This is a genomic window from Nonomuraea corallina (assembly GCF_027620315.1).
GTDB lineage: Bacteria > Actinomycetota > Actinomycetes > Streptosporangiales > Streptosporangiaceae > Nonomuraea > Nonomuraea corallina.
Map to the genome: position 1 here is coordinate 1 of NZ_JAPNNL010000098.1, position 25,931 is coordinate 25,931.

Here is a 25,931-nt window from a genome sequence, read left to right on the forward strand (position 1 = left end):
CGCGGGCTCGGAGCCGTAGCCGACCTGGGCGGCGATGGCGGTGAGCGGCGCGTCCGTGTCGCGGAGCAGCCGGGCGGCGGTGGTCAGCCGCCACCAGGTGAGGTACGCCAGCGGCGGCCGGCCCACCAGCGCGGCGAACCGCCGGGCGAACGCCGCCCTGGACAGCCCGCCTCTCCTGCCCAGCTCCTCGACGGACCACGGCCGGGCCGGGTCGGCGTGGACGGCGCGCAGGGCGGCGGCCACGGCCGGGTCGCGCAGGGCAGCCGCCCAGCCGCCTGGCCGCCCCGCCAGCCAGTCCCGCAGGAGGTAGAGCAGCAGCAGGTCGAGCAGCGCCGGCAGGGCGGCGTCGCCGCCGGGGCCGGGCGCGTCGAGTTCCTGGCCGAGCAGGTCGACGGCCGTGTGCAGCGCCGGGTCACGGCCCACCTTGGCGGGCAGGTGCAGGAGGTCGGGCAGTTCGGCGAGCAGCGGGTGGGCCCGGTCCACGTCCATCGGACAGCCGCCGGACAGCAGCACGGTGGTGCCGCCGGGCGGCGCGGACGCGGGAGCGGCCAGCCCGTGCGCGGCGGCCCTGGGCAGGAACGCCACGTCGCCCACCGTGAGCGGCACCGGCTCGCCGTCCGGGGGCAGCAGCAGGCACGAGCCCTGCAGCACGACGTGGAACGCGGCCCCCTCCCCCGCCGGGACGCTGTCGGCGAAGGGCGCCTTCCTGACGACGCGGCCGGCGTGCGGGCGGCCGGCCAGCGCCGCGGTGACCGCGTCCGACAGCACGTCCATGCCGGGGAGCATAACGGTAGACGCTCCCGCAAACCGGTGGCACCCCGGAGCATTAGTCGTCTTCCGGGCTATCCGTCACGCGGACCGGCGTACTCGGTCAGAGCGCGGGTCAGCGGGCGGCGGTCCAGTGACCGGGCCGGTCGAGGGCGGGCGGCAGCTTGGTGGCGGCGTCGCCCTGCGCGGAGCCGAGCTGGGACCGGGTCAGGAAGAGGCTGCCGGTCAGGTCGGCGCCGCTCAGGTCGGCGCCGCGCAGATCGGCCCCGATGAGGTCGGCCCGCCGCAGGTCGGCGCCCTTGAGCCGGGCGCCGATGAGGTAGGCGCCGCGCAGGTCCGCGCCGCGCAGGTCGGCGCCTTTCAGGTCGGCGCCCATGAGGTCCGCTCCCCTGCGCTTCTTGCCGCGCAGCCCGGCGCGGGCCAGCTCGCTGGCGCGCAGCAGCAAGGGGTTGGCCCGCGCGCGGCAGGCGGCCACGTCGACCGCGAGGATCTCCTCGGGGGTGCCGCGGGTGAGCCGTTCGGTCTCGTCGAGGAGCTCGCGCAGGCCGGGGCGCAGGGGCCGGGCGGCGGGCAGGGCGAGCGCCTCGGTGAGGTACCACAGCAACTCGTGGAGCTGCCGCACCACCGGGAAGACGGCGAACATCTGACGGGCGGACCCGGGCCGCCGCCGCCAGTCCTGACCCGCGTACACGACCTGGGAGACCTTCTGCCCCGCGCCGAAGCAGTCGTAGGCCACGCAGCCGGGGTAACCTTCGCGCCGCAGGTCGCGGTGGATGCCGCAGCGGAAGTCGGCCCCCAGGTTGTGGCACGGTTCCCCGGCCGCCTTGTCGGCCGCGAAGTCGGCGGAGCGGGAGAAGGGCAGCGCCACGCAGCACAGGCCGGAACAGCTCCCGCAGTCGGCCCTGAGATCGTGGAGATCGTGCACGCGTGTCGTCGCCCCCGGTCAGTCGTCCAGATAACGCAGGATCGCCAGCACCCTGCGGCTGTAGGCGGGGGCGGCCGGCAACTCGAGCTTGTCGAAGATGGCTTGGATGTGCTTCTCGACCGTGCTCAATGATAGGTGCAGGGATGCGGCGATCGCCCCGTTGGCGTACCCCTGCGCCAGCCGGTGGAGCACCTCGCGCTCGCGGCCGGTGAGCCGGCGCAGCGGGTCGGCGCGGCCGGTCCGGGCCAGCAGCTGGCGGACCACCTCGGGGTCGATGACGGTGCCGCCGGCGTGCACCCGCTCCAGCGAGTCGAGGAACTCGGCCACCTCCGACACCCGGTCCTTGAGCAGATAGCCCAGCCGGTCGCCGGACCCGGCCAGCAGCTGGGCCGCGTACGTCTTGTCGACGTACTGCGACAGCACCAGCACGCCCACCTCCGGCCAGCTCTCACGGATGCGCAGCGCGGCGCGCAGGCCGTCGTCGGTGTGGGTCGGCGGCATCCGCACGTCGACCACGGCGACGTCGGGCCGGTGCGCGGCGACGGCCTCGACCAGGGCGGGCGCGTCGCCGACCGCGGCCACGACCGCGTGGCCGGCGTCCTCCAGCAGCCTGGCCAGCCCTTCGCGGAGGAGCACGGAGTCCTCGGCCAGGATCAGTCGCACGGCGGCTCCCTGGGCAGGGTCGCGCTCACCCGGGTGCCGCCTCCGGCGGGACTGACCACCTCGAACGTGCCGTCGAGCGCGAACACCCGGCGGGCCAGCCCGGCCAGGCCGCCGCCGGACGGGTCGGCCCCACCCGCGCCGTCGTCGGAGACGTCCACCCGCACCGCCTTCCCGTCCTCGCCGATCACGACCAGGATGTCACGGGCGCGGGCGTGCTTGACCGCGTTGGTGATGGCCTCCCTGGCGACGAAGTAGAGCGCCGTCTCCACCTCCGGCGCCGGCCGCCCGCCGAGCCGGTAGTGCAGGGTCACGGGTACGGGCGAGCGCTCGGCCACCCCGGCGAGCGCGGCGCGCAGCCCCAGCTCGTCGAGCGCGGTCGGATAGACGCGCCAGGCGACGCTGCGCAGCTCGTCGAGGAGCCGGCGCGCCTCGGCGTAGGCCTGGTCCACCAGGTCGGCGGCGTCGGCGGGCCGGTGGCGGGCCCGGCCCAGCAGCATGGCCAGGGCGACGCCGCGCTGCTGGACCCCGTCGTGCAGGTCGCGCTCGATGCGGCGGCGCTCGTCGTCGACGGCGCGCACGATGCCGGAGCGGGTGGCGGTCAGCTCGGCGATGCGCCGCCGCATCCGCTCCCGTTCGCCGGGGCCGAGGAAGCGGGCGGCCAGGCGCCGTTCGGCGGCCACGGTCGCCCAGCAGCCGAGCGCCGCGAGCGCCACCAGCACGGCGGCGCACGTCAGGCCGATGACCAGGCTGTCGGTGACCAGTCTGACGCCCGGGAAGCGCAGCGCCACCGGGGTGGCGGACCCGGTCGCCAGGACCCACCCCGCGCCGGCCGCGAACAGCCCGCCGACGAAGGCCGCCGCCACCGTCAGGTAGCCGCCGGCCAGGCCGACGGCCGCGCGTGCCGCCAGGTAGGCCACGAGACGGCCGTCGCCTGGCTCGGTGTCGTACCCGAGCAGGGTCCGCAGCCGGGCGCGTTCCAGCGCCACCAGCCGCGGCGCCCAGCGCGCCCGGGCGGGCCAGGCCAGCGCGAGGAGCAGCAGCTCGGCTCCTGCGGTGACCGCCCCGGCCACCACCCCGGCGAACCTGCGCAGGATGACGTCCACGGCTCGGCAGTCTAGGCGTCGCGCCGGCGCAGCACCGCGTGGCCGGCGGCCAGGGCCAGCGCGGTCCAGGCGGCGAGCCAGGCCAGGCCCTCTCCCGGCGGGTACGGGAGCGGCCCGCCGGTCAGGTTGTCGGTGCTCTCCAGGAACGCCATCCCGGCGAACGTCGGCAGCCGCAGCGACACCTCCAGCGCGACCGCGCCGCCCGTCATCACCAGCAGCAGCGGCAGCCCGAGCGTCACCATGAACAGCGCCGCGAGCGCCCCTGCCGAGCCGCGCAGCGCCGTGCTCACCCCCACGGCCAGCACGCCGATCAGCGCGTGGAAGACGCCGAGCCCCAGCAGGTCGGCCGCGGCCTCGGCCGGGTCGAGGACGGCAGGCGCGGGGAACACCGGCGCGAGCAGCACCAGGTACGCGCAGAGCGCGGCGACCGCCCCGCCCAGCACCCCGGTCGCGAACAGCACGGGCGCCACCACGATCGACTTGGCCGCGAGCATCCGCCCGCGCACCGGCACCGCCTGCAGCGTGGGCCTGATGGTGCCGGAGGCGTACTCGGTGGTGACGGCCAGCACGGCCAGTGTGATGGACGCGTACTGGGAGAACAGCATCACCGACACGGCGGGCTCGGTGGCCTGGACCGCCGGCTGTTCCATCGCCGCCGCGCCGCCCAGGGCGACCGCGCCGAGCACGCTCACCACCACGCCGCCGGCCAGGCACAGCCAGGTGGAGCGGATCGACCGGAGCTTGACCCATTCGGCCGCCACCGCGTTCCTCATCGGGCCGCCCCGTACTCGACGCTGCCGGCCGTCAGCTCCTGGAAGGCCTGCTCCAGCGAGGGCTCGCGCGGGCTCAGCTCGTGCAGCCGGACGCCCGCGTCGTGGGCCAGGTCGCCGACCCGCGCCGCACTCGCGCCGGCGACCAGCAGGTCGTTCTCGCCGCGCCGGACGGCCGTCAGGCCCTCGGCGGCCAGGCGGGCCGCCAGGTCGTCCGCGTGCGGGGTGCGCACCAGCACCTCGGTGGCCGCCAGCAGCCGCGACAGCGGCGCGTCCGCGAGCAGCCGTCCCCTGCCGATCACCACGAGGTGGTCGGCGGTGAGCTGCATCTCGCTCATCAGGTGGCTGGAGACGAACACGGTGCGGCCCTCGGCGGCCAGCGACCGCATCAGCTCGCGCACCCAGCGCACCCCGTCCGGGTCCAGCCCGTTGACGGGTTCGTCGAACATGAGCACCTCGGGATCGCCGAGCAGCGCCGCCGCGATGCCCAGACGCTGGCTCATGCCCAGCGAGTACGTGCCGGCCCGCTTGCCGGCCACCGGCTCCAGCCCCACCCGCTCCAGCACCTCGGCGACGCGGGCGGCGGGGATGCCGTTGGCGCGGGCGAGCGCCAGCAGGTGCGCCCTGCCGCTGCGGCCGGGATGCACGGCGCGGGCGTCGAGCAGGGCCCCGACGACGCGCAGCGGGCGGTCGAGCCGGTGGTACGGGACGCCGCCGACGAGCGCGGCGCCGGAGGTGGGCCGGTCCAGACCGAGGATCATGCGCATCGTGGTGGACTTGCCGGCGCCGTTCGGGCCGAGGAATCCGGTGACGGCGCCGGGCCGCACGCGAAGGGTGAGGCCATCGACGGCGATGCGCTCGCCGTACCGTTTGGTGAGCCGGTCAAGGGTGATCATGTGATGTCACGGTAGGCGGGCGGGGACGCCGCGACCACGAGGCCGCCCGCCGACTCGTATGGCGGATTCCCGTATTGAATCGATCAGTCCAAAACGCTATCGTACGGGACATGGCACGACCGAGGACGTTCGAGGAGGAGCAGGCCGTCGAGGCGGCCATGCGGGCCTTCTGGGAGTCCGGCTACGAGGCCACCTCGACACAGGACCTGTGCTCGGCCACCGGGCTCGGCCGCAGCAGCATCTACAACGCCTTCGCGAGCAAGCGCGAGCTGTTCGAGAAGGCCCTGCGGCGCTACATGGAACAGCGGGACGCCGAGATGGCGGAGCTGCTGGAGAGCCCGCTGCCCATCAGGGAGAAGGTGCGCGCGCTGCTGTGGGGCGTGGTGGAGCGCGCCGAGGGCGACCCGCCCGGCTGCATGGTCGTCAACGCCCTGGTGGAGCTGGGGCCGCGCGATCCGGAGCTGTCCGCGCTGGCCAGGCGCCATCAGCGGGAGCGGGTGGCCGGACTGCGCGACGCGTTCGCGGCAGCGTGCGCCCAGGGCGAGCTGGCTCCCGACCGGGATCCGGAGGCGCTCGCGCAGTTCCTCATGGCCGCGATCGGCGGCATGCAGGTGACGGTACGCGGCGGCGGCGACCGGGCCGCGCTGGAGGCCATCGCCGCGACCACGCTGCGGGCCTTCTGAGGTTTTTTCGGCTCTCATTTTGTACTGATATATCCAAAATGGAGGGACTCCCGTGCCGTTAGCCGTCTACATCCTGGGTGTGGCGATCTTCGCCCAGGGCACCTCGGAGCTGATGCTCGCCGGGCTGCTGCCGGAGATGGCCGCCGACCTGGGCGTGTCCGTGCCCGACGCGGGCCTGCTGATCTCCGGGTTCGCGGTGGGGATGCTCGTGGGCGCCCCGATCCTGGCCGTGCTGACGCTGCGCTGGCCGCCGCGCACCGCGTTGCTCGCCTTCATGGCGGTGTTCGTGATCTCGCACGTGGTGGGTGCGCTGACCTCCTCCTACGGGGTGCTGCTGGCGACCCGCGTGGTGGGGGCGTTCGTGTACGCAGGATTCTGGGCGGTGGCGGCCGTGACCGCGCTCAGTCTGGTGCCGGCCGACGCCCGGGGCCGGGCGATGAGCGTGGTGGCGGGCGGTCTCACGGTGGCGACCCTGATCGGACTGCCCGCGGGCACCCTCGTCGGGCAGAGTCTGAGCTGGCGCGCCGCGTTCTGGGCGGTCGCGGCGCTCTCGGCCGTCGCCGCCGCCGGGGTGGTCGCGACCATCCCGGCCACCCGCCCGCAGGCCCCATACGGCGGAGCGCCGTCCCTGCGGGCCCAGGTGCGCGCGCTCGCCCGGCCCCAGATCTGGCTCGCCTGCGTCACCACCGCCGTCTCCACCGCCGCCGTGCTCGTCACCTTCGCCTACCTCGCCGCCCTGCTCGTCGAGACCACCGGCCTGGCGCCGGGCTGGGTGGCGGGCGTGCTCGCCCTGTACGGGCTGGGCTCGCTGATCGGGATCACCCTCGGCGGGCGAGTGGCCGACCTGCGGCCCTTCGCCCTGCTGTTCGCCGGGCTGACCGGCGTCACGCTGGTGTCGGCGGGGATCGGGCTGGGCGCGGCTGCGGCGTGGGCGGTGGTGCCGCTGGCGTTCCTGCTGGGCGGGTTCGGCATGGCCGTCAACCCGGCGCTGAACACCCGCGTGTTCACGCTGGCCGCGGGCGCGCCGACGCTGGCGGCGTCGGTGAACGTGTCGGCCTTCAACGTCGGCATCACCGCAGGCCCCTGGCTGGGCGGGCTGGCGCTGGAATGGGGGTACGGGTACGCGTCGACCGGCTGGATCGGGGCCGGGCTGGGCCTGGTGGCGCTGGCCACGGTGGCGCTGGCCCGGGCGCTCCCCCCGGCGCCCCCGGTTCAGGACGCGCCGGTCGAGCCGGTCGTCCGCGCCTCGTAGACGCACACCGAGAACGGCCGGTGCCCCGAGCCGTCCACCACCTCGCTCACCTGGGTCAACGGCCCGGCGTGCACGAACCGGTGCAGCCGTCTGGCCTCCGGCCACGGGTGCACCAGCACCAGGACCCCGCCGGGGGCGAGCAGGCGGGTCAGCTGCGCGCTGGCCAGCCGCAACCGGTCGCGGCGGCCGAGGTAGTAGAGCGTCTCGGCGCAGAACACCAGGTCGTAGCGGTGCTCGGAGGTGAAGGTGAGGATGTCGGCGGCCAGCAGCGTGGTCCGGTCGCCGGCCTTGGCCACCCGCTCGGCCGCCCTGGCCAGCGCCCGCTCGGAGATGTCGAGGCCGGTGACCTCGGCCTCCGGGTAGGCGTCCACCAGCAGCCCGGTGAAGACGCCCTCGCTGCACCCCACCTCCAGGATCCGCCGGTAGCGGCCGCCGGGGACCTGCGCGAGGGTGGCGGCGTACTTGGCCTGCTCGTACGCGTCCGTCCCCATGCGCCACGGGTCGGGATTGCGGTGCCACCAGTCGAAGTAGCGCCGCAGGAGCGCGCCCTGACCCCGGGAGCCCAGCAGGGAGAGGGTGCGGAAGGCGGTGCGGTGCAGGAGATCGCCCATCCGTTTGACGCCTGCCATGCTCGACCCCTCTTCGTGTCGGAACCCCCGGCCGTCTTCATCCTGCATGATCCGGTCGCCGTGCGAGCGGCGTCGCCCCCACCACTGCGGCAGGCCGGTTGTCGTGCCGGTTTGTCAGTCGTGATTGGCAGGATGAGGCCATGACCGACACCCCGCCCCACACCGTCCTCGCCGACGGCGCGGCCTACGCCGAGGCCGTGCAGCTGGCCGTCGACGCCAACGCCGCCTATTACGGCGCAGGCGAGTCGGCGCTCGACGACGACGCCTACGACCGGCTGTTCCGCGGCATCCAGGCGTACGAGGCAGCCCACCCCGAGGAGGTGCTGCCCCACTCCCCCACCGGCAAGGTGGCCGGGGGCGCGGTGACCGGCGACGTGCCGCACACCGTGCCGATGCTCAGCCTGGACAACGTGTTCTCGGCCGAGCAGCTGGCCAAGTGGGTGACGGGCCTGGAGCGGCGGCTGGGCCGCCCGGTGGCGGCCTTCAGCGTGGAGCCGAAGCTCGACGGCCTGGCGGTCTCGGCCCGCTACCACGCGGGCCGGCTGACGCGGCTGGTGACCCGGGGCGACGGCGTGGCCGGCGAGGACGTGTCCCACGGGATCGGCACCATCACCGGGCTGCCGCGCCGGCTGTCACGGCCGGTCACCGTGGAGATCCGGGGCGAGGTGCTGATGACGGCCGAGCAGTTCGACGCCGCCTGCGCCAAGCGCCGCGCGCACGACGGCACGACCTTCGCCAACCCGCGCAGCGCCGCCGCGGGCACGCTGCGCGCCAAGGACCGGCCGTACGTGTGCGAGCTGACGTTCTTCGGCTACGGCGCGCTGCCGCTGCCGCCCGACGACGACTCCGAGCTGGCGGCCCGCCTGCGGGAGCTGCCGCACAGCGAGATCATGGAGCTGGTGGCCGAGCTGGGGGTGGCGACCACGGCGGCGACCCCGGTGGCCGCCGTGGTGGCCACGTCGGTGGAGCGGATCCAGGAGCGGGTCGGCGAGGTGGCCGCGGCGCGGGCGACGCTGCCGTTCGGCATCGACGGCATCGTGATCAAGGCCGACAGCGCGGCCGACCAGGCGGCGGCCGGGTTCGGCACGCGGGCGCCGCGCTGGGCGATCGCCTACAAGCTGCCCGCCACGGAGAAGATCACCACACTGGTCGGGGTCGAGTGGAGCGTCGGCCGCACCGGCGTCATCGCGCCCAGGGCCGTGCTCGAGCCGGTCGAGCTCGACGGCAGCACCGTCACCTACGCCACCCTCCACAACCCCGCCGACATCGCCCGCCGCGGCCTGATGCTCGGCGACCACGTCATGGTCCACAAGGCGGGCGACGTGATCCCCCGGGTCGAGGCGCCGGTCGTCCATCTGCGCACGGGCCAGGAGACGGAGATCGTCTTCCCCGAGTCGTGCCCTCACTGCCAGGGCGAGATCGACCGTTCGCAGGAGCGCTGGCGCTGCGTGCGGGGCCGCGGCTGCCGGGCGGTCGCGTCCATCCTCTACGCGGCGGGCCGCGACCAGCTCGACATCGAGACCCTGGCCGAGAACCGCATCGTCCAGCTGCTCGACGCGGGCCTGATCGCCGACTTCGCCGACCTGTTCACCCTCACCCGCGACCAGATCCTCGGCCTCGACCGGATGGGCGAGACCAGCACCGACAAGCTCCTCGCCGCGCTCGACCAGGCCCGCGCCCGGCCGTTGAGCAGGGTGTTCTGCGCGCTGGGCGTGCGCGGCACGGGCCGGTCCATGTCGCGCCGCATCGCCCGCCACTTCGGCACGATGGACGCCATCCTGGCCGCCGACTCCGAGGCCGTCCAGGAGGTGGAGGGCATGGGGCCGGAGAAGGCCACGCTCCTGGTCGCGGAGCTGGCCGAGCTGCGCCCGCTGATCGCCAAGCTCGCCGCCGCCGGCGTCAACATGACCGAGCCCGGCCACGACGCCGGCGCCGAGCCCGGTCCGCCCGGCGACGCGCCCGGGCTCCCGCTCACGGGCAAGACCGTGGTGGTCACGGGCGCGATGACCGGCGAGCTGGCGTCGCTGTCACGCAACCAGATGAACGAGCTGATCGAGCGGGCGGGCGGCAGGTCGTCGTCGAGCGTCTCGGCCCGGACCAGCCTGCTGGTGGCGGGCGAGAAGGCGGGCGCCAAGCGCGCCAAGGCCGAGTCGCTCGGCGTCGAGGTCATCACCCCCGACGACTTCGCCACTCTGGTGGCAGGCCATCTGACCCCGGCCATCTGACCCTGTTCATGGCGTGATGTCCGCCATGAACAGAGCGCCCGATCTCCCCCGCCAGGGAGATCGGGCGCTCTGTCGTCGATGGTCTCCGGCCTCGGACAAGCCGTTCACGATCAGCGGCGGGGAGGCGTCCGGGCCTGCCGCGTCCAGCACACCCCGCCCCGCGGACCTGCGATCACGTCGCCTGCGGCGGTCAGCTGCGGCTCCTGGTCTTGCGCCAGGTGAAGCCGCCGGGCAGGTTCACCGACACCGTACGGCGGCCGTCGGCTCCGCGGGTCACCCGGAACAGCCGGTTGCCCCAGCTGTGGCCGACACCGCGGCGGGACAGGTTAAGCCGGAAGGGGCCGAATTTGATCGACTTGCGGTAGCTCAAACCCATATCGCTTCCTCCGTTCGGTCTCGCATGCGGGCTTCCTGCTACCCGATCAAAGCGCGATATATCGACTTTGGTGATTATTCGGCAAAGTGACCTGGTCACCGCCCCGGCCATGGCGTGATGGCCGGCTCGTGCGGCGGTTCGCCGGGCCGGTTCAGGAACGCGCCGAAGGAGAAGCAGCGCCCGCGCGCCGGCACGGCTCGTCCGTGCCGGCGCCGGCTGGTGCCGCGGATATCCTCGACGGGTCAGGAGATCTCCGAGGAGCCGCACGTTGGTCGTCTACGCCGGGCAGGGTGACCCACGCCGGTCGATGGCGCTGCTGTGGCGGGCCGGGCCCGCCGCGGAAACCCGTCCCGGCCCCAAACCGGGGCTGAGCGTCGACGAGATCGTCGACGCGGCCATCGCCATCGCCGACGCCGACGGCATGACCGCGCTGTCCATGCGGCGGGTCGGCGAGCGGCTGGGCCGCAGCGGCATGGCTCTCTACACGTACGTGCCGGGCAAGAGCGAGCTGATCGACCTCATGTACGACCGGGCGCTGGCCTCGCTGCCCGTCTCCTACGACCTGTCGGGCGGCTGGCGGGCCGCGGCGTCGGCGTGGAGCCGCGAGGTGCGCGCCTTCTACCTGCGCCACCCCTGGGCGCTGCGGCTCTCGCAGGCCCGGCCGGTGCTCGGCCCGAACGAGTTCACCCTGCTGGAGTCCCTGGCCGCGATCCTCCAGGAGACGGGACTGCCGCCCGAGGTGCTGCGCGGCGCCGTGGCCCTGCTGACCGACTTCGTCCGCGGCTCGGCCGCCACCGTGGCCGAGACCCGGCGGGCGGGGGCGGAGACGGGCGTCCCCGACGAGGAGTGGTGGCGGACCAGGTCCGCCGTTCTGGCGGAGGTCGCGCCCGGGTTCGCCGGGCGCTATCCGGCGCTGTCGCGCGTCGATTCCGAGCCGCCGCTGCCGGGCGAGGAGCCCGTCGCCTATCTGGAGCGCAAGTCCGGTCAGGCGTTCGAGCACGGGCTCGCCCTGGTCCTCGACGGCCTCGAGGCCGCCAGGTCGCGCCTGACATAGCTCACCCCTTCCCGGCCGGCACCGGGACGGCGCGCGGCGCGGCCGCGGGCCGCAACGCCCCGGCGAGCAGGCCGATCATGGTGGTGAACACGGCGAACACCCAGAACACGAAGGGGAAGGACGTGGCCTCCGCCAGCCAGCCGCTCACTCCGGGCGCGGCCATGCCCGCGAGGTAGGTCATCGTGCCGACCCCCGCCACCCCGGTGGCCGTGTCCCTGCCGGCGTTGCCCGCGGCGGCGAACACCAGCGGGACGACCACCGCCATGCCCACGCCGAAGAGCGCGAAGCCCGTGAGGGTGACGGCGGGGACGCGCCCGGCCGCGACCACGGCGGTGCCGAGCGTGGCCAGCGCGGCGGCGTACCGCACGGCGCGGACCGGGCCCAGCCTGGCGATGATCGCGTCCCCGGCGAAGCGGGCGAGCATCATGGAACCGGCGAACGCCGCGTACGCGCCGGCGCCGACGGCCTCGCTCGCGCCGGTGACCGCGATGGTGTGGATGGCGGCCCACTGCATGGTGGAGAGTTCGGCCGCCATGGCGCACACCCCGACCAGGCCGATCACGAGCACGGCCTTCGACGGAAGGGCGAAGCGCGGAGGGACCTGCTCCTCGGGCGCGGGCCGTCCTACGGGGACCCCGCGCAGGGCGGGCACGGCGGCGGCCGCCAGCAGCGCGGCCATCACCGCGTGGTGGACGCGGGCGTCGAGCCCGACGTGCCCGGCCAGCACGCCGACGCCGGCCCCGGCGAAGTTGCCCACGCTCCACATGCCATGCAGGCCCGCCATCACGGAACGCCCGATCCGCCGTTCCACCTCGACGCCCTGCGCGTTCATCACCACGTCGACGGCCCCGGCGCCGGCCCCGAGCAGGAACATCGCCAGGCACAGCCCGCCGAGTCCCGGTGCCAGCGCGGGCAGCGCCAGCGCCGCGCAGTGGAGCGGCAGCAGCACGCGGAGCGCGGTCCGCGCGCCGAGGCGGTGGGCCAGCCGGCCCGCCGTCGGCATGGTCAGGAGCGCCCCGAGCGGGGGGCAGAACAGGGCGAGCCCGAGCATGGCGGGGTCCAGGCCGAGATTGTCCTGGATCCACGGCATGCGGGTGACCAGGCTGCCGGTGACGATTCCGTGCAAGACGAAGGCCGCGGCGATGGCGCGATGATGGGGATGTCTCATACGTAGTAAATTATCAGGCAGGGTTCCTGATGGATAGAGGTTTCGATGCGTACGGCGACTCCGCGCACGGCTCGGGTGATCAATGACCGGCTGGCTCTCGACCTCCTGCTGGAGCAGGGACCGCTGACGGCGCCGCAGCTCAAGACACTGACCGGGCTGTCACGGCCCACCGTGTCGGACCTCATCGAGCGGCTCCAGGCCGGCGGCCTGGTGGAGGTGCACGGTGAGACCGGCGGCGACCGGCGGGGCCCGAACGCCAAGCTCTACCGGATCGTGGCCGGACGCGCCCACGTGGCGGGCGTCGGCGTGCGCCGTGACAGCATCAGCGCGACCGTGGCCGACCTGACGGGCGTCACGGTCGGCGCCCGCGTCCGCGAGGCGGACGGCGACCTGGCCGGACTGGTCGCCGCCGCGGTCGCCGAGGCGGCTGACGGCCGGACCGTCGACGCGGTCGCCGTGGGCCTGCCGGGAGTGGTGGACCCGCACACCGGCGATCTGCTGGAGGCGAGGATGGTGCCCGGCTGGCGGCCCGGCCTGCTGGGCCACCTGCGTGACCTGCTGGGCGCGCCGGTCCTGCTGGAAAACGAGGTGAACCTGGCCGCGCTGGCCGAGCACCGTGAAGGAGCCGCGGCCGGGTGCGACGACTTCATCATGCTCTGGCTGGACGAGGGGGTCGGTTCGGCGGTCGTGCTCGGCGGCAGGCCGCGCCGGGGAGCCTCGGGCGGCGCCGGCGAGATCGGCTTCCTCGGCTCCCCGCTCGGCGCGATCTGCGCCCTGCTGACCAGGGAGGAGGTCGCCCGGCTCGACCTCGGCGAACTGGCCCGCCGGGTGGTGCAGGCCGCGTTCCCCGGGGTGGCCGTCATGGATCCCGGGCTGGTCGTGCTGGCCGGCGACACCGGGCGGGAGGGCGGCCGGGAACTGGCCGACCTGGTCGCCGACGGGCTGGCGGCGCTGGCGCCGGTGCCGACCGAGGTGCGGGTGACGGCGGTCGAGGGCGACCCGGTGGTCAAGGGCGCCGTGGAGACCGCCCTCTCGATGGCCCGCGACGCGGTCTTCGGCACCCCGTGACCGTCACGAGTAGAGCCGCTCCAGCCACGCCCGCCAGGCGGGTCCCTGGCCCTGGGCATCGCCGAACACCTGGTGGGAGGCGATCATCGGGCCGTGGAAGCCCTGCATGAACCGGTAGAGCGCGTCCGGGGCGCGGACGCCCAGCGTCTGGTCGCCCCGGTGGTAGACGGCGCCCTCGATCGTGGGCAGCCCGGGCACGTCCAGCCGGACCTTGTCACCCGGGAAGGAGGCGCCCAGCTCGCCGTACAGGATCTCCCAGGCGCGCGGCCAGTCGCTCACCGGCGGGCCGAACTCCGCGACCGGGGTCGCGTGGCGGCCGCGGAAGTGCGTCAGATACTCCACCAGCGTGGCGAAGAACAGGGCCAGGCCGCCGGACATCGCGTCGTACTCGTCCGCCCAGTCGTCGCCGGGCAGGAAGCCGCTGGTGACCATGCGCACCGTCGTGCTGCCCCGGTCGCGGGCCTCGATGAGGAACTCGTAGGCGACGAACCGCCCGTCCGCCCCCGTGTCGCTGACATGGGTGAAACGGTGCGGCTCCCGCGCGACGGTCACCCGGGACGGTTCCATCGCGCCGCCGCCGAAGGCGGTGCGGATGACCCCGCCGGTCACCTCGCTGGTCCCCATGAACCACGAGTCGATGCCGGGGCCGGTCGAGATGGCCGCCCACACCTCCTCCGGGGTCGCCTCGACCATGGCCTCCTGGGGCAGCTCGAACTCGTGACCCACCTCAGTGCTCCTTCTTCACCGCGGGGTGCACGGCGACGACCAGCCGATGGTCGCGCCCGCCCTCGGCCTGCTCGTCGTGGTACTTGTTCACCAGCCGGGCGACCGCCTCGGCCAGCTCCTCGGCGAACGCCGCCCGGTCGGCGGCCGAGGCGAAGCGGACCTCGCCGTCGATGGCGAAGGTGGCCACCCGCTTGCCGGCCGCGGTGGCGCCGGTGATCAGCGCGCCCACGTCGCGGACGAGCTTGGCGGCGACGGCCAGCAGCCAGCGGGCCGAGAGCCGGTCGGGGGCGCGTTCGGGGTCGGGCTGCACGGCGGACAGCGCCACCGGGGAGATCACGAAGGACGCCGCCTTGGCCTGCATCACCCGTTCGGTGACGTTGCCCTTCTTGCGCTCCTCGACCAGCTCGACGAGGCCGTGCTTCTCCAGGGTGCGCAGGTGGTAGTTGACCTTCTGCCTGGCGAGGCCGACCTTGGCCGCCAGCGAGGTCGCCGAGCCGGGCTCGACGAGCTCGGCCAGCAGCCTGGAGCGCATGGGATCGAGCGACGCCTCGGCCGCCGCGGGATCCTCGATCACCGTCACTTCGTACATGCCTCCAACATCGCACCGAAAAAAATAGTTGTCAAGCGTATGGAGGCTACCCCACCGACTTGAGCTCCTCCAGGTACTCGGCGAGCGGCTGCAACCCCGCCTCGGCCCGGCGCTCCTCCACGCCGGCCTCGTCCTCGATGGGCGTGCGGGGTTTCCACTGGCCGTCCTGGGTCATCTCCCACTGGGTGCCGTACCGCTGCGGCCTGCCCTCGGCGACGCGCACCCGGTCCTCCAGGTAGGCGAGGTTGCCCGGGGACGCGTCCCCCTCGGCGACCGCCGCGCCCAGCAGGGCCAGGGCCCGGCGCTGCAGGTCGAGATCGCGGTCGGCGTGCTGGACGAGGGCCCAGGCGGCGTCCTCGCCGTCCTCGCCGACCAGCGCGTAGCCGGGCCAGCCGTGCTGGTCGATGATCTCCCGCATGCGCTCGGTGTTGGCCCGCTCGACCCGGTCCCAGTCGGCCTCGGCGGCGTCGGGGGCCCTGACCTTCTGGTCCTGCCGCAGCATCTCCAGGAGCTCGGCACGCAGTCTCGGGTCGGAGGGGGCGTCGTCCCCACACGCCGTGGCCAGCAGCAGGACAGCCAGGAGACAGGTCAGGAACGTCCGCATGCTCGACCGTACCGCGTGATCGTTCCGGGGCCAACGCGGAAGGATCCTTTCCTCTGGTCACCGTACGGTGAACGCGTGATCGAGATGACGTGGAGTCAGGTGAGCGCGCGGCGGCTGGCCCGAGCCGGGCTGGCCGGGCCGGTGGAGGACGGTGGGCCGGCCGAGGTGGTGGCCCGGATGTGCGGGGCGCACGCGCAGGTGATGTCGGCGGCCGAGATGTCGGTGGCGCTCCGGCTGGACGGCGCGACGCGGGCGGACGTGCGCGAGGCGCTGTGGGGCGAGCGGAGCCTGGTCAAGACGCACGGACCGCGCGGCACCCTGCACCTGCTGCCCGCGCGTGACCTGCCGAGGTGGGTGGCGGCCATGTCGTCGATCCCCGCCGGGACGAGCCCGTTCCCCGAGGGCGTGCGGATGACGGCGGAGCGGACCGAACAGGTGGTGGCCGCCATCCGGGAGGTCCTGGACGGGCGGACGCTGACGATCGACGAGCTGAGCGAGGCGGTGGTCGAGGCGACCGGGCCGTGGGCGGGCGACCTGGTGATGCCGGCGTTCCAGACCATGTGGCCGCGCTGGCGCCAGGCGATGGCGCTGGCGGCGCATCGGGGAGCGTTCGTGTACGGGCCGGTCAGGGGGCGCAAGGTGACCTACACCGCCCCGCCGGTCGACCTGGGACCGGTCACCCGCCAGGACGGCCGAGCGACGGACGAGCGGGGCACGGAGACGCGAGCGGCGGATGGGCAGGCGACAGACGGGCAGGGCGCGGACGGGCGGGCGGCGCTGGTCAGGGCCTACCTGCGGGCGTACGGGCCGGCCGCGCCGGAGCACTTCGCCCAGTGGGCGGGCGCGCCCCGGGGGTGGGCCGTGGCGGCGTTCGGGCTGGTCGAGCTGGAGGAGGTGCGGCTGGAGGGCCGGCCGGCGTGGGTGCTCGCCGGTGACACCGGAACCCCGGACGAGCCGCCGCACGGGGTGCGGCTGCTGCCGTACTTCGACGCGTACCTGGTCGCGGGCCGGCCGCGCGAGCTGCTGTACGCGGGAGAGGCGGCGCGGCGGGCGCTGGCGGGCGGGCAGGCGGGCAACTACCCGGTGCTCCTCGTGGACGGGCAGGTGGCCGGGGTGTGGCACCAGCGCCGCTCGGGCCGGCGGATCGAGGTGACGGTGGAGTCGCTGGCCGAGCTGACGGCCGACCGGCTGAGCGCGTTGGAGGGGCAGGTGGAGCGGATCGGCGGCATCCTGGAGGGGACGCCGCGGCTCACCGTCGGCCCCGTAAGGGTGGGAGCGCACGCTTAAGTCCGAAACTTGGTGAGAATTTGGGCTTATACCCACTGGGCAGGCGGTAGGCCTGAGTAACAGACTCGTGCGAGGAGTTCCAGCATGTATGGCGAGTCGCTACTTCAGACCCGTACCGCCGCGCGACGATGCGCGCGCCGGTCGGTCCCGGTCGCCTCCGGGCGCCACCGGGCGCCCCGCCGCGCCTTAACCTGTCCGCCCGGATGCCGTCCGACCCGCGCACCCGCAGTTCGCCGTCCGCCGCGCTCATCCACGCCCGGCCGGCCCGCGAGCGTGCGGGGATCCGCCTGCTGGGTGGCACGCGTACGCGACGCCCTGCGGGGCGCGCACCCGTACCACCGCCCGACGCACCCGCGCCACCGTCTGACGGGCGCCGTCCCGGCCGCGCGTGAGGTCGTGCCCCGCGATCTCCATCGGATCTCGCCCACGCGACGGGCCGTGCCCGCGCCCCGCCCGGCCCCGGCTCCCGTGGGTGCGGAAGGTGCGGTGCGTCCCGCCGGTCACGAAGGGCTGCGGCAGGGCTGGCAGCGTCTCGGCGGGGTGCGCCACCCGCGCGACCATTTATGAGCCGGCCCCCCGCACTCCCCCGCACTCCCCCGTAAGAACACCGGCACCAGGCCGTCAGATCACGTCGCCTCACCGTCCAGCCACGCGTCGATGCCCGCCAGCAACTCCTTCTTCAGCTCCGGCGCGGCGAACGACGCCAGGACGCCCGCCCTGGCCAGGTCGGCCAGTTCGGCGTCGGTCCAGCCGAACGTGTCGCGCACGCGGGCGTACTCGTCCGCCAGGGACGTCTCCCCATCGGTGTTGAGCGTCACCGCGAGCCCCGCCTCACGCAGCCGCGGCAGCGGGTGGGCCGCCAGCTCGGGCACCACTCCGAGCAGCACGTTGGACGTGGGGCACACCTCCAGCGCGATGCCCCGTTCGCGCACCTCCCGCACCAGCGCGGGGTCCTCCAGCACGCGGACGCCGTGGCCGAGCCGTTCGGCGTGGCCCAGCGTGAGCGCCTCCCGGACGCTGCCGGGCCCGCCGAACTCGCCCGCGTGGTGGACCAGGCGCAGCCCGGCGTCCCTGGCCGCGTCGCACACCTCGGCGAACGGGGCCAGCGGATGACTCTCGTCCCCGGCCAGGCCGATGCCGATCACGGGCTCGTACCGCCGCGCCAGCTCGTAGGTCGACCACATGCGCTCCACCGGGCGGCGGCGGGAGTGGTCGAGCAGCACGCGGCATTCGACGCCGTACCGCCGCCGTCCTTCGGCCAGCCCGTCGAGGACCGCCTCCAGCGGCATCTCCGGCGCGCCCACCCGTTCGCCGTGTGAGGCGGCGGTGAAGGTCACCTCGGCGTAGCGGGTGCCCTGGGCGGCCTCGTCGGCGCAGAACTCGACCGCGATCCGCCGGAAGTCGCCGGACGTGCGCAGCAGCTCGCGGACTCGCGCCCGCTGATCGGCGAACTCGCGGAAGGTACGGAACGGCGTCTGCGCGGGGGGCGGGCCGCCCAGCTCGCGGACGGTCTCGGGGCGTACGGTGCTTTCGAGGTGGACGTGCAGGTGGGCTTTGGGCAGTGCGCGGAGGTCTCTCACCCGGGCACTTTAGGGAACCGAGATCATCCGCGCATGCGGATATTTCATGACCTGCGAGTGATGCGGATCTTCGACTGCTTGTGCGGGAGCTGCTCCCAGTCGTCCATGAAGACCGCGTCGAGCCCGTGGCGCGCGGCCAGTGCGACGAGCGTCTCGGTGCGGTAGTAGAAGTCCTCCCGCAGCACGTGGTGCTCCTTGCCCTCGGTGCGGTCGAAGGTGAAGTCGAACCAGCCGCGCGGCTTCATGACCCGCCCCACGTGCGCGAAGCACTCGTCGATCACCTCGATCGGCGAGTGGGAGAAGACGCTGTGGGCGTGCACGACGTCGAAGTGCTCACCGGGCAGGAAGGCGAAGCGCAGGTCACGGACCGGGGTGAGATGGGGCAGCTTGTCCACCAGTCCGTGCTCGGCCAGCGTGTCCTGGGCCGCCATGAGGATGTCGGGCGAGATGTCGATCCCGTAGTAGTTGCCGGTGTCCAGGTAGTCGATGAACAGCCGGCCGGCGCGCAGGTTGCCGCAGCCGATCTCCAGCATTCGGCACTCCGGCTTGAGCCCGTGCTCGACCAGGTAGTCGAACTGCATCTGGCCCAGGGCCAGCCAGCGTCGGTGGCTGTGGGAGCCGACCGCGCCCTCGGGGCTGCGGGCCGTGTCGTCCTTCATGACCGCGCGGTAGTACGCGACGTGGTCGCGGGTGCGCAGGCGCAGCCAGGTGTCGCGGGACAGCCTCCGCAGGTGCGGCACGATCTTCCGCGGGTTCTTCAGCGCGTATTGGGCCTGGTGGACAAGACTCGAACGGGCGCGTGACACAGGAGGCACCACCAAAGGATGTGTGGGACTAGGGCCGGTGTTCGGAATCTAGGACAGCGGGGGAGTTTGTCGCCGGGGCGACACGGAAACCTTGATGTCCGCATGGCTTTTCCTGGCCGCTACCCGCCGTTCCGATGGTCATTCCCGAGGAGTTCGATGCTGCGCGTCAGCTACGCGAGCGCCGCCGCGCCCGGCCGGGCGAACGAGGACTACGTGCTGGCCGGCCCTTCCTGGGTGGTGGTGCTGGACGGGGCCACTCCGGCGCCGGGAGTGGAGCCCGGGTGCCGGCACGGGGTGCCGTGGCTGGTGCGCGCGCTCGCCGCGGCGCTCGCCCCGGGCATGGACGGCGGCGAGCCGCTGCCGCAGGTGCTGTCCGCCGCGATCGCCGCCACCGCCGAGGCTCACGACGGGGCCTGCGACCTGGGCAACCCGAACTCGCCGTCGGCCACGGTGGCGCTCGCCCGCCGCCGCGGCGACCTGCTGGAGTATCTGGTGCTCTGCGACTCGGCGGTGGTGCTGTGGCGGCGCGACGGGCGGGTGACGGTCGTCCGCGACGACCGGCTGGACCGGCTGCCGGGCGGGCGGCCGTACTCGCTGGAGCTGATGGCCTCGCTGCGCAACCGGCCGGGCGGCTTCTGGGTGGCGAGCACCTGCCCGGAGGCGGCCGAGCAGGCGCTGGCGGGCGCGGTCCCGGTGGCCGGGCTGCGCGGGGCGGCGCTGTTCACCGACGGCGTGACGAGGCTGGCCGACTGGTACGGGCGCACCTGGGAGAGCCTGGCGGCCGGCGCCGCCGAGCCGGAGAACCTGCTGGCGGAGGTGCGCGAGCAGGAGCGCGCCAGGGGCGTGCCGCACGGCAAGCCGCACGACGACGCCACCGCGGTCTGGGTGTCGTTCCCGCCCTGGTGACGGCGGTCACAACCATCGGGCGGCGTTGGGTAGCTTGGAGGGGACGTCACTCCCCAGGGAGCCAGGGGGCCGATGCCCGTACGCCGCCGCAGCCGCCGAACCGTTCACCGCCGAGCGAGGAGAGTGTCGTGACCCGGACCGCAGAGGTTATCGAACTGGACGACAGCGCAGCCGATGGCCTGGCCACCGTGGGCGCCGACTCGGTCAAGACGTATCTGAAGGAGATCGGGCGGGTGCCGCTGCTCACCGCCGATCAGGAGATCGAGCTGGCCAAGCGGATCGAGGCGGGGCTGTTCGCCAGGGAGCGGCTCGACACCGAGGACGACCTCGACGACGAGCTCCGCGCCGACCTGGAGTGGATCGCCGACGACGGCGAGCGGGCCAAGCGCCGCATGCTGGAGGCCAACCTGCGGCTGGTGGTGTCGATCGCCAAGCGCTACACGGGCCGCGGCATGCTCTTCCTCGACCTCATCCAGGAGGGCAACCTCGGCCTGATCCGGACGATCGAGAAGTTCGACTACCGGCTCGGCTACAAGTTCTCCACCTACGCCACCTGGTGGATCAAGCAGGCGATCACCCGGGCGATGGCCGACCAGGCGCGCACGATCCGCATCCCGGTCCACATGGTGGAGCTGATCAACAAGGTGGCTCGGGCGCAGCGCCGCCTGCAGAGCGAGCTCGGCCGCGAGCCCACCCCGGAGGAGATCGCCGTGGAGACCGAGCTGGCCCCGGCCCGGGTGGCCGAGGTGCAGGGCTACGGCCGCGAGCCGATCTCCCTCGACACGCCGCTGGGCGACGACGGCGACAGCCAGTTCGGCGACCTGATCGAGGACGCCGAGGCCGTCTCCCCCGCCGACGCGGTCTCCTTCACGCTGCTGCAGCACCAGCTCCGCGCGCTGCTGGACGAGCTGTCGGAGCGCGAGGCGGGCGTGATCTCCATGCGCTACGGGCTGGCCAGCGGCAGCCCGATGACGCTGGACGAGATCGGCCGCGTCTACGGGGTGACGCGCGAGCGGATCCGCCAGATCGAGGCCAAGACCATGTCCAAGCTCCGCCACCCGTCGCGCGCCATGGCCCTGCGCGACTACCTGGGCTGAGCCACGTCGATGGCGGAACGGGTTATTCCGCGTTGAGCAGCTCGTCGAGGGAGTCGCGCAGGAAACCGGTCAGCTCCCACGCGTCCGGCACCATCACCCGGTCGGTGACGACGCCGAAGTCGACCGAGCCGTCGTAGGAGAAGGCCGTGATGTTCACCCCGCCGCTCATGTCGGTGATGACCGAGACCGGATAGTGGGTGAGCAGGCGTCTGCCGCACACGTACAGCGGGAACTGCGGCCCCGGCACGTTCGAGACCATCACGTTGATCGGCGGCGCCGTGTGGCCGAGCAGCCCGAACGCCGACCGCGAGGCCAGCCCCATGAGGGCGGCCGGCATGGACTCGCTGAACTCGCGCAGCCACCGCGCGGGCGCCACCGCGAACCTGTCCTTGATCCGGCACATCGTGTCGCGCACGTCACGCAGCCGCTCCACCGGGTCGGCCAGGTGCGCGGCCAGCGGCACGGGCACGAGCGTGACCTGGTTGCCCGCCTGCGCGTCGCCGATCTCGCGGAGCGAGAACGGCACCCCGGCCACCAGCGCCCGGCCGGGCGGCCCGCCGTGCGCGGCCATCCAGCGCCGCAGCGCGCCCGCGCACACGGCCATGACGACGTCGTTGACCGTCACCTCGAACCGCTTGCGCACCGCCTTGACCTCCGCCAGCGGCAGCGACACGAACGCGAAGCGCCGGTGCGGGGAGACGGGGCCGCTGAACGGCGTCCACGGCGCGGGCGTCGACGGCAGTTCCGGGGCCTGCCCGACCCCGGCGGCCCGGCGCGCCAGCCCGGAGAGCGTGTGGCTGCCGGGGAGGGCGGACAGGAGCGGGATCTCGTCCAGGTGCGGCACGGCCTGCGCGGCGAACCGCACCGCGTGCGCCGGGTTCAGCGCCATCCTGGCCAGGCCGCGCAGCAGCATCTCGGAGGTCCGGGGCGGCGGCTCGTCGCGCTCCGGCGCGTGCGGGGGCGGCGCCGCGGGCGTGGGTCCCAGGTCGAGCAGCGCGGCCAGCACGTCGGCGCCGCCGATGCCGTCGACAGCCGCGTGGTGGATCTTCGTGTAGAGGCCGGTGCGCCCGTCGGCCAGCCCGTGGATCAGGTAGATCTCCCACAGCGGCCGGGAGCGGTCCAGGCACCGCGCGTGGAGCCTGGACACCTGCTCGGCGAGCTGCCGGTCGTCGCCGCCGGGCGGCAGCCCGATCTCGCGTACGTGGTAGTCGAGGTCGAGGTCGTCCTCCTGCTCCCAGTACGGGTGATCCAGGCCGAGCGGCACCGGGGCCAGCTTGCGCCGCATCGCGGGCACGTACGGGAGCCGCGCCCGCAGCAGGTCCTGCAGGTCGGCGCGGTGGAGCACGCCGTCCAGGATGGCCAGTCCGGCGATGTTGGCCACGTTGGTCGCGGTCTCGAAATGGAGAAACTGCGCGTCCAGGGCGGAAAGCTGCGGCATCGGTTCACCTCTGTCCTGACCCAACCATCTCTGGCCCGCCCTGAGCAAGCGGGGGTGGGCGGTCCTTGAGGGGACCTGGGGGGAGAGCATGATGGCATCATGACGTTTCCTCTCGAATCTGTCCGCGCGGCCTACCCTGCTCTGGCCGACGGGTACGCCTACCTCGACGGCGCGGCGGGCACGCAGGCGCCGCAGCCGGTCATCGACGCGATCGCGGGCGCCTACCTGCGGGGCATCGGCAACGTGGGCGGCGCGTTCCCCGCCAGCCACCGGTCGGAGGCGATCGTGGCGGGCTGCCGGGCGGCGGTGGCCGACCTGGTGGGCGGCCACCCGGACGGTGTCGTCCTGGGGCCGAACATGACGACGCTCACGTACCGGCTGGCCCAGGCGCTGGCCAAGCAGTGGGGGCCGGGCGACGAGGTGGTGCTGTCGCGGCTGGACCACGACGCGAACGTGCGGCCGTGGGTCCACACCGGGGCGACGGTGCGCTGGGCCGAGGTGGACCCGGTGACCGGTGAGCTGCCGGTGGAGCAGTACGCCGAGCTGATCGGGCCGCGCACCCGGCTGGTGGCGGTGACGGCGGCCAGCAACGTGCTCGGCACCCGGCCCGACGTGGCCGCGATCTGCGCGCTGGCGCACGAGGCGGGCGCGCTCACGTACGTGGACGGGGTGCACGCGACCGCGCACGGCCCGGTGGACATGAAGGCGCTGGGGGCCGACTTCTACGCCACGAGCGCCTACAAGTGGTCGGGGCCGCACATCGGCGCGGTGATCGCCGACCCGGCGCTGCTGGAGACGGTCCGGCCGGACAAGCTCGACTCCTCGGCGGACGAGGTGCCGGAACGGTTCGAGTGGGGCACGGCCGCCTTCGCCGACCTGGCCGGGGTGACGGCGGCCGTGGACCACCTGGCGGCGATGGTGCCGGGCACGGGGACGCGGCGCGAACGGCTGCTCGCCTCGATGGCCGCGGCGGAGGCGCACGAGCTGGAGCTGTTCGGCCATCTGCTGGCGGGCCTGGAGTCGATGCCGCACGTCACCGTGTACGGCAAGCCCGCCCGGCGGACGGCCACGGCCTACTTCACGGTCGCGGGCAAGACGCCGCGCGAGGTGGCCGAGGAGCTGGCGGCGGCCCGGGTGAACGTGTGGAACGGCCACAACTACGCCTGGGAGCTGACGGCCGCGCTCGGCATCCGCGACGCGGGCAGCGCGGTGCGGGCGGGCCTGGTGCACTACAACGACCGTTCGGACGTGGACCGCCTGCTGGAGGCGCTGCGCTAGCGGGCCGCTGCCGCCACCGCGGTCCGGCGGCCTAGGATCAGGCGGGTGAGCCTGCCCGCCGTGCCCGAGGTGGCGGCGCCGAACGTCGAGCCCGCCCGCGACCCGTACCACGTCTATCTCGACTCGCTGACCAGCGCCGAGTCGCGCCGGACGATGCGCGGCTGTCTCGACCGGCTGGCCCGGCTGCTCACCGGCGACGAGAGCGCCACCGGCGCGGGCCAGCCGTGGCACCTGCTGCGCTACGAGCACACCGTGCGCATCCGCACGATGCTGATCGAGCGGGGCTGGTCGGCCGCGTACGTCAACAAGCACCTGGTGGCGCTGCGACGGGTGCTCAAGGAGGCGTGGCGGCTCGGGCAGACCGGCGCGGAGGACTACGCGCGGGCCGCCGACCTCGCGCCGGTGCGGCAGACCCGGCTGCCGGTGGGTCAGCACGTCCCGCCGGAGGTGGTCGGCGCGGCGCTGTCGGCGTGCGACGACTCCGCGGCGGGGATCCGCGACGCGGCGCTGATCGCGGTGCTCTACTCGACCGGCTGCCGGCGGGCCGAGATCTGCGGGCTGACGCTGGCCGACTACGACCCGGGCGCGCGGTCGCTGCGGGTGCGCGGCAAGCGGGACAAGGAGCGCCTGGTCTATCTCACACCGGACGCGCTCGGGCTGGTGGAGCGCTGGCTGGCGGTACGGGGCGGGGCGGCGGGCGCGCTGTTCAGCCCGATCAGCAAGGCGGGCCGGCTGCGGTCCCGCGACGGGCGGCCGGCGCCGCTGACCGGTCAGGGGATCGCCGACATCCTGACCCGGCGGCTCACCTCGGCGGGGGCCTCCCCGCGCACCGCCCACGACTTCCGGCGCACGTTCATCGGCGAGCTGCTGGACGCGGGGGTGGACCTGGCGACGGCGCAGGCGCTGGTGGGGCACTCGTCGCCGGCGACCACGGCGCGCTACGACCGGCGGCCGGAGCGGACCCGCCGCGACGCGGTGGACCGCCTGCGCCTGCCGCCCCCGCGCCCGCTGGCCTGAGCCGGGTGTGCCCGCTGCACGGCTCCGCCTGGCTAGTGGATCATCCGGTAGGAACCGGGGAGAGCGCGCATCCGGCTGGTTCAGCAGGAAGCTCGGAGGACCGGCAGGCAGGGCGGCGTGAGATCCTGGGCGGATGCTGCCGCCCATCGACGAGCTCAGGGAGCTGGTCACCGCCCGCCTGCGCGCCTTCGACCGGCGGGAGGCGCCGCCCGCCGACGGGATCCGCCGGGCCGCCGTGACCGTGTGCGTGCTGGAGGACGAGCGGCGCGACCCGTACACGATCGTGATCAGGCGGGCGCCGCGCGGGCGGAACGCGGGGCAGTGGGCGCTGCCCGGAGGGCGGCTGGACGACGGCGAGGGGCCGGTGGAGGCGGCCCTGCGGGAGCTGCGCGAGGAGACCGCGGTCGGCGGCGTGACCGTGGCCGGGCTGCTCGACGACTTCGTCACCGACTCCGGGTTCGTCATCACCCCGGTGGTGGCGTTCGGCGGCAGGCAGCGGCCGGTGCCCGACCCCCGGGAGGTGGCCTCGGTGCACGAGGTGCCGCTGGGGCGGTTCCTGGCGCCCGGGGTGCCGCGCTGGCGGGGCGAGCTGCTGCAGATGCCGCTGGGGCCCTCGATCGTCATCCACGCGCCGACGGGAGCGATTTTGTGGCAGTTCGCGGAAGTCGCGCTGCGGGGCCGTGAGCTGCGGGTGTTCGACGTGACGCAGCCTCACTGGACCAGAACCTGACCGATTCTTGGGGCCGGATGGAATACCTCCAGCCGGATGTCCGTTAGCATCGAAAGGCCGATGTGGTCTGTGTCCCCCGGGCCGCAAATTACCGCCTTCACGGAATACCGTTCGGCTGGAGCCGTGTTGTGCATCTCGCCGAGGAGGCGACCGCCACATCGGCCTCAACGCGTCGTTGGGGCCCCCCCCCCCCCCCCGGGGGGGGGCCGGGGGGGGGGGGGGGGGGGGCCCCCCCCCGGGACCGTCGCGCTCGCTCGTACGACCCCGCTGGAAAACCGGCCTCCCCGGGCCGG

25 protein-coding genes and 1 pseudogene are annotated in these 25,931 nt (G+C 74.1%); 11 read left to right on the forward strand and 15 right to left on the reverse strand.

Annotation, left to right across the window (positions count from 1 at the left end; all coding sequences use genetic code 11):
* From OUY22_RS22590 to OUY22_RS22615, 6 genes are all read right to left on the reverse strand, one after another.
* On the reverse strand, positions 1 to 774 hold a 774-nt coding region (locus OUY22_RS22590), incomplete at its 3' end, for an AraC family transcriptional regulator (RefSeq protein ID WP_270157088.1).
* Positions 775 to 883: 109 nt separating this feature from the next.
* Positions 884 to 1,693: a pentapeptide repeat-containing protein gene (locus tag OUY22_RS22595; RefSeq protein ID WP_270157089.1), complete on the reverse strand. Its 810-nt coding sequence runs from the start codon at positions 1,691 to 1,693 to the stop codon at positions 884 to 886.
* Positions 1,694 to 1,711: 18 nt separating this feature from the next.
* A complete protein-coding gene (locus tag OUY22_RS22600; protein WP_270157090.1) occupies positions 1,712 to 2,356 on the reverse strand; it encodes a response regulator in 645 nt (214 codons plus the stop codon).
* Positions 2,347 to 3,459 carry a sensor histidine kinase gene (locus OUY22_RS22605; RefSeq protein ID WP_270157091.1) on the reverse strand — a complete coding sequence of 371 codons (1,113 nt, stop codon included), beginning with the start codon at positions 3,457 to 3,459 and terminating at the stop codon, positions 2,347 to 2,349. Before OUY22_RS22605 ends, OUY22_RS22600 begins: the two co-directional genes overlap by 10 nt.
* Before the next feature lie 11 nt (positions 3,460 to 3,470).
* Positions 3,471 to 4,232 (reverse strand): ABC transporter permease, encoded by a 762-nt coding sequence (locus OUY22_RS22610; protein WP_270157092.1) that lies wholly within the window; start codon positions 4,230 to 4,232, stop codon positions 3,471 to 3,473.
* Positions 4,229 to 5,125: an ATP-binding cassette domain-containing protein gene (locus tag OUY22_RS22615; RefSeq protein WP_270157093.1), complete on the reverse strand. Its 897-nt coding sequence runs from the start codon at positions 5,123 to 5,125 to the stop codon at positions 4,229 to 4,231. Before OUY22_RS22615 ends, OUY22_RS22610 begins: the two co-directional genes overlap by 4 nt.
* Before the next feature lie 110 nt (positions 5,126 to 5,235).
* Between OUY22_RS22615 and OUY22_RS22620 the strand changes: the two genes are divergently transcribed.
* The gene (locus OUY22_RS22620; RefSeq protein ID WP_270157094.1) at positions 5,236 to 5,808 is read left to right on the forward strand and encodes a TetR/AcrR family transcriptional regulator; all 573 of its coding nucleotides are present in this window, start codon (positions 5,236 to 5,238) and stop codon (positions 5,806 to 5,808) included.
* Positions 5,809 to 5,860: 52 nt separating this feature from the next.
* Positions 5,861 to 7,060, forward strand: a complete 1,200-nt coding sequence (locus OUY22_RS22625) for a Cmx/CmrA family chloramphenicol efflux MFS transporter (protein ID WP_270157095.1) — start codon at positions 5,861 to 5,863, stop codon at positions 7,058 to 7,060.
* Here OUY22_RS22625 and OUY22_RS22630 read toward each other — a convergent pair.
* A complete protein-coding gene (locus OUY22_RS22630; RefSeq protein WP_270157096.1) occupies positions 7,021 to 7,689 on the reverse strand; it encodes a class I SAM-dependent methyltransferase in 669 nt (222 codons plus the stop codon). The two genes, OUY22_RS22625 and OUY22_RS22630, sit on opposite strands and share 40 nt — an antisense overlap.
* Before the next feature lie 140 nt (positions 7,690 to 7,829).
* Here OUY22_RS22630 and ligA point away from each other — a divergent pair, with 140 nt between their 5' ends.
* Positions 7,830 to 9,914 carry an NAD-dependent DNA ligase LigA gene (gene ligA / locus OUY22_RS22635; RefSeq protein WP_270157097.1) on the forward strand — a complete coding sequence of 695 codons (2,085 nt, stop codon included), beginning with the start codon at positions 7,830 to 7,832 and terminating at the stop codon, positions 9,912 to 9,914.
* A gap of 190 nt (positions 9,915 to 10,104) precedes the next feature.
* Here ligA and OUY22_RS22640 read toward each other — a convergent pair whose 3' ends face one another.
* Entirely contained in the window at positions 10,105 to 10,290 is a 186-nt protein-coding gene (locus OUY22_RS22640) for a DUF4236 domain-containing protein (protein ID WP_270157098.1), read from the reverse strand.
* A gap of 268 nt (positions 10,291 to 10,558) precedes the next feature.
* On the opposite strand from OUY22_RS22640, the gene OUY22_RS22645 reads away from it, so the two are divergent.
* The gene (locus OUY22_RS22645; protein ID WP_270157099.1) at positions 10,559 to 11,344 is read left to right on the forward strand and encodes a TetR/AcrR family transcriptional regulator C-terminal domain-containing protein; all 786 of its coding nucleotides are present in this window, start codon (positions 10,559 to 10,561) and stop codon (positions 11,342 to 11,344) included.
* A gap of 1 nt (position 11,345) precedes the next feature.
* Here OUY22_RS22645 and OUY22_RS22650 read toward each other — a convergent pair whose 3' ends face one another.
* Positions 11,346 to 12,512 (reverse strand): MFS transporter, encoded by a 1,167-nt coding sequence (locus OUY22_RS22650; RefSeq protein WP_270157100.1) that lies wholly within the window; start codon positions 12,510 to 12,512, stop codon positions 11,346 to 11,348.
* Between the two features lie 45 nt (positions 12,513 to 12,557).
* Here OUY22_RS22650 and OUY22_RS22655 point away from each other — a divergent pair, with 45 nt between their 5' ends.
* Complete coding sequence (locus OUY22_RS22655; RefSeq protein WP_270157101.1) at positions 12,558 to 13,580, forward strand: ROK family transcriptional regulator; 1,023 nt, start codon at positions 12,558 to 12,560, stop codon at positions 13,578 to 13,580.
* A gap of 3 nt (positions 13,581 to 13,583) precedes the next feature.
* Here the strand turns inward: OUY22_RS22655 and OUY22_RS22660 are convergent, their stop codons facing one another.
* Genes OUY22_RS22660 through OUY22_RS22670 form a run of 3 tightly spaced genes read right to left on the reverse strand, consistent with a single transcriptional unit; the run spans position 13,584 to position 15,499 of the window.
* Positions 13,584 to 14,306, reverse strand: coding sequence for an SRPBCC family protein (locus OUY22_RS22660; protein ID WP_270157102.1), 723 nt, complete (start codon positions 14,304 to 14,306; stop codon positions 13,584 to 13,586).
* Between the two features lies 1 nt (position 14,307).
* Complete coding sequence (locus OUY22_RS22665; protein WP_270157103.1) at positions 14,308 to 14,895, reverse strand: ArsR/SmtB family transcription factor; 588 nt, start codon at positions 14,893 to 14,895, stop codon at positions 14,308 to 14,310.
* Between the two features lie 46 nt (positions 14,896 to 14,941).
* Entirely contained in the window at positions 14,942 to 15,499 is a 558-nt protein-coding gene (locus OUY22_RS22670) for a DUF6624 domain-containing protein (RefSeq protein WP_270157104.1), read from the reverse strand.
* An 84-nt stretch (positions 15,500 to 15,583) separates the two neighbouring features.
* Between OUY22_RS22670 and OUY22_RS22675 the strand changes: the two genes are divergently transcribed.
* On the forward strand, positions 15,584 to 16,786 hold the full coding sequence (locus OUY22_RS22675) for a winged helix DNA-binding domain-containing protein (protein WP_270157112.1): 1,203 nt from the start codon (positions 15,584 to 15,586) through the stop codon (positions 16,784 to 16,786).
* Between the two features lie 626 nt (positions 16,787 to 17,412).
* On the opposite strand, the gene add is transcribed toward OUY22_RS22675, so the two are convergent.
* Entirely contained in the window at positions 17,413 to 18,366 is a 954-nt protein-coding gene (gene add / locus OUY22_RS22680) for an adenosine deaminase (RefSeq protein ID WP_270157105.1), read from the reverse strand.
* Between the two features lie 44 nt (positions 18,367 to 18,410).
* Positions 18,411 to 19,172: a class I SAM-dependent methyltransferase gene (locus OUY22_RS22685; RefSeq protein ID WP_270157106.1), complete on the reverse strand. Its 762-nt coding sequence runs from the start codon at positions 19,170 to 19,172 to the stop codon at positions 18,411 to 18,413.
* 156 nt (positions 19,173 to 19,328) lie between these two features.
* Here OUY22_RS22685 and OUY22_RS22690 point away from each other — a divergent pair, with 156 nt between their 5' ends.
* Both OUY22_RS22690 and OUY22_RS22695 read left to right on the forward strand, forming a co-directional pair.
* Positions 19,329 to 20,078, forward strand: coding sequence for a protein phosphatase 2C domain-containing protein (locus tag OUY22_RS22690; RefSeq protein ID WP_270157107.1), 750 nt, complete (start codon positions 19,329 to 19,331; stop codon positions 20,076 to 20,078).
* Between the two features lie 158 nt (positions 20,079 to 20,236).
* Positions 20,237 to 21,175, forward strand: a pseudogene (locus tag OUY22_RS22695) (RNA polymerase sigma factor); the annotation flags it as partial.
* Positions 21,176 to 21,197: 22 nt separating this feature from the next.
* Here OUY22_RS22695 and OUY22_RS22700 read toward each other — a convergent pair.
* Complete coding sequence (locus OUY22_RS22700) at positions 21,198 to 22,613, reverse strand: WS/DGAT/MGAT family O-acyltransferase (protein WP_270157108.1); 1,416 nt, start codon at positions 22,611 to 22,613, stop codon at positions 21,198 to 21,200.
* Between the two features lie 99 nt (positions 22,614 to 22,712).
* On the opposite strand from OUY22_RS22700, the gene OUY22_RS22705 reads away from it, so the two are divergent.
* The 3 genes from OUY22_RS22705 (at position 22,713) to OUY22_RS22715 (ending at position 25,638) form a co-directional block, all read left to right on the forward strand.
* A complete protein-coding gene (locus OUY22_RS22705; protein ID WP_270157109.1) occupies positions 22,713 to 23,891 on the forward strand; it encodes a cysteine desulfurase-like protein in 1,179 nt (392 codons plus the stop codon).
* Positions 23,892 to 23,936: 45 nt separating this feature from the next.
* On the forward strand, positions 23,937 to 24,908 hold the full coding sequence (locus tag OUY22_RS22710) for a tyrosine-type recombinase/integrase (RefSeq protein ID WP_270157110.1): 972 nt from the start codon (positions 23,937 to 23,939) through the stop codon (positions 24,906 to 24,908).
* A gap of 133 nt (positions 24,909 to 25,041) precedes the next feature.
* The gene (locus OUY22_RS22715; protein ID WP_270157111.1) at positions 25,042 to 25,638 is read left to right on the forward strand and encodes an NUDIX hydrolase; all 597 of its coding nucleotides are present in this window, start codon (positions 25,042 to 25,044) and stop codon (positions 25,636 to 25,638) included.
* Positions 25,639 to 25,931 lie beyond the last annotated feature (293 nt).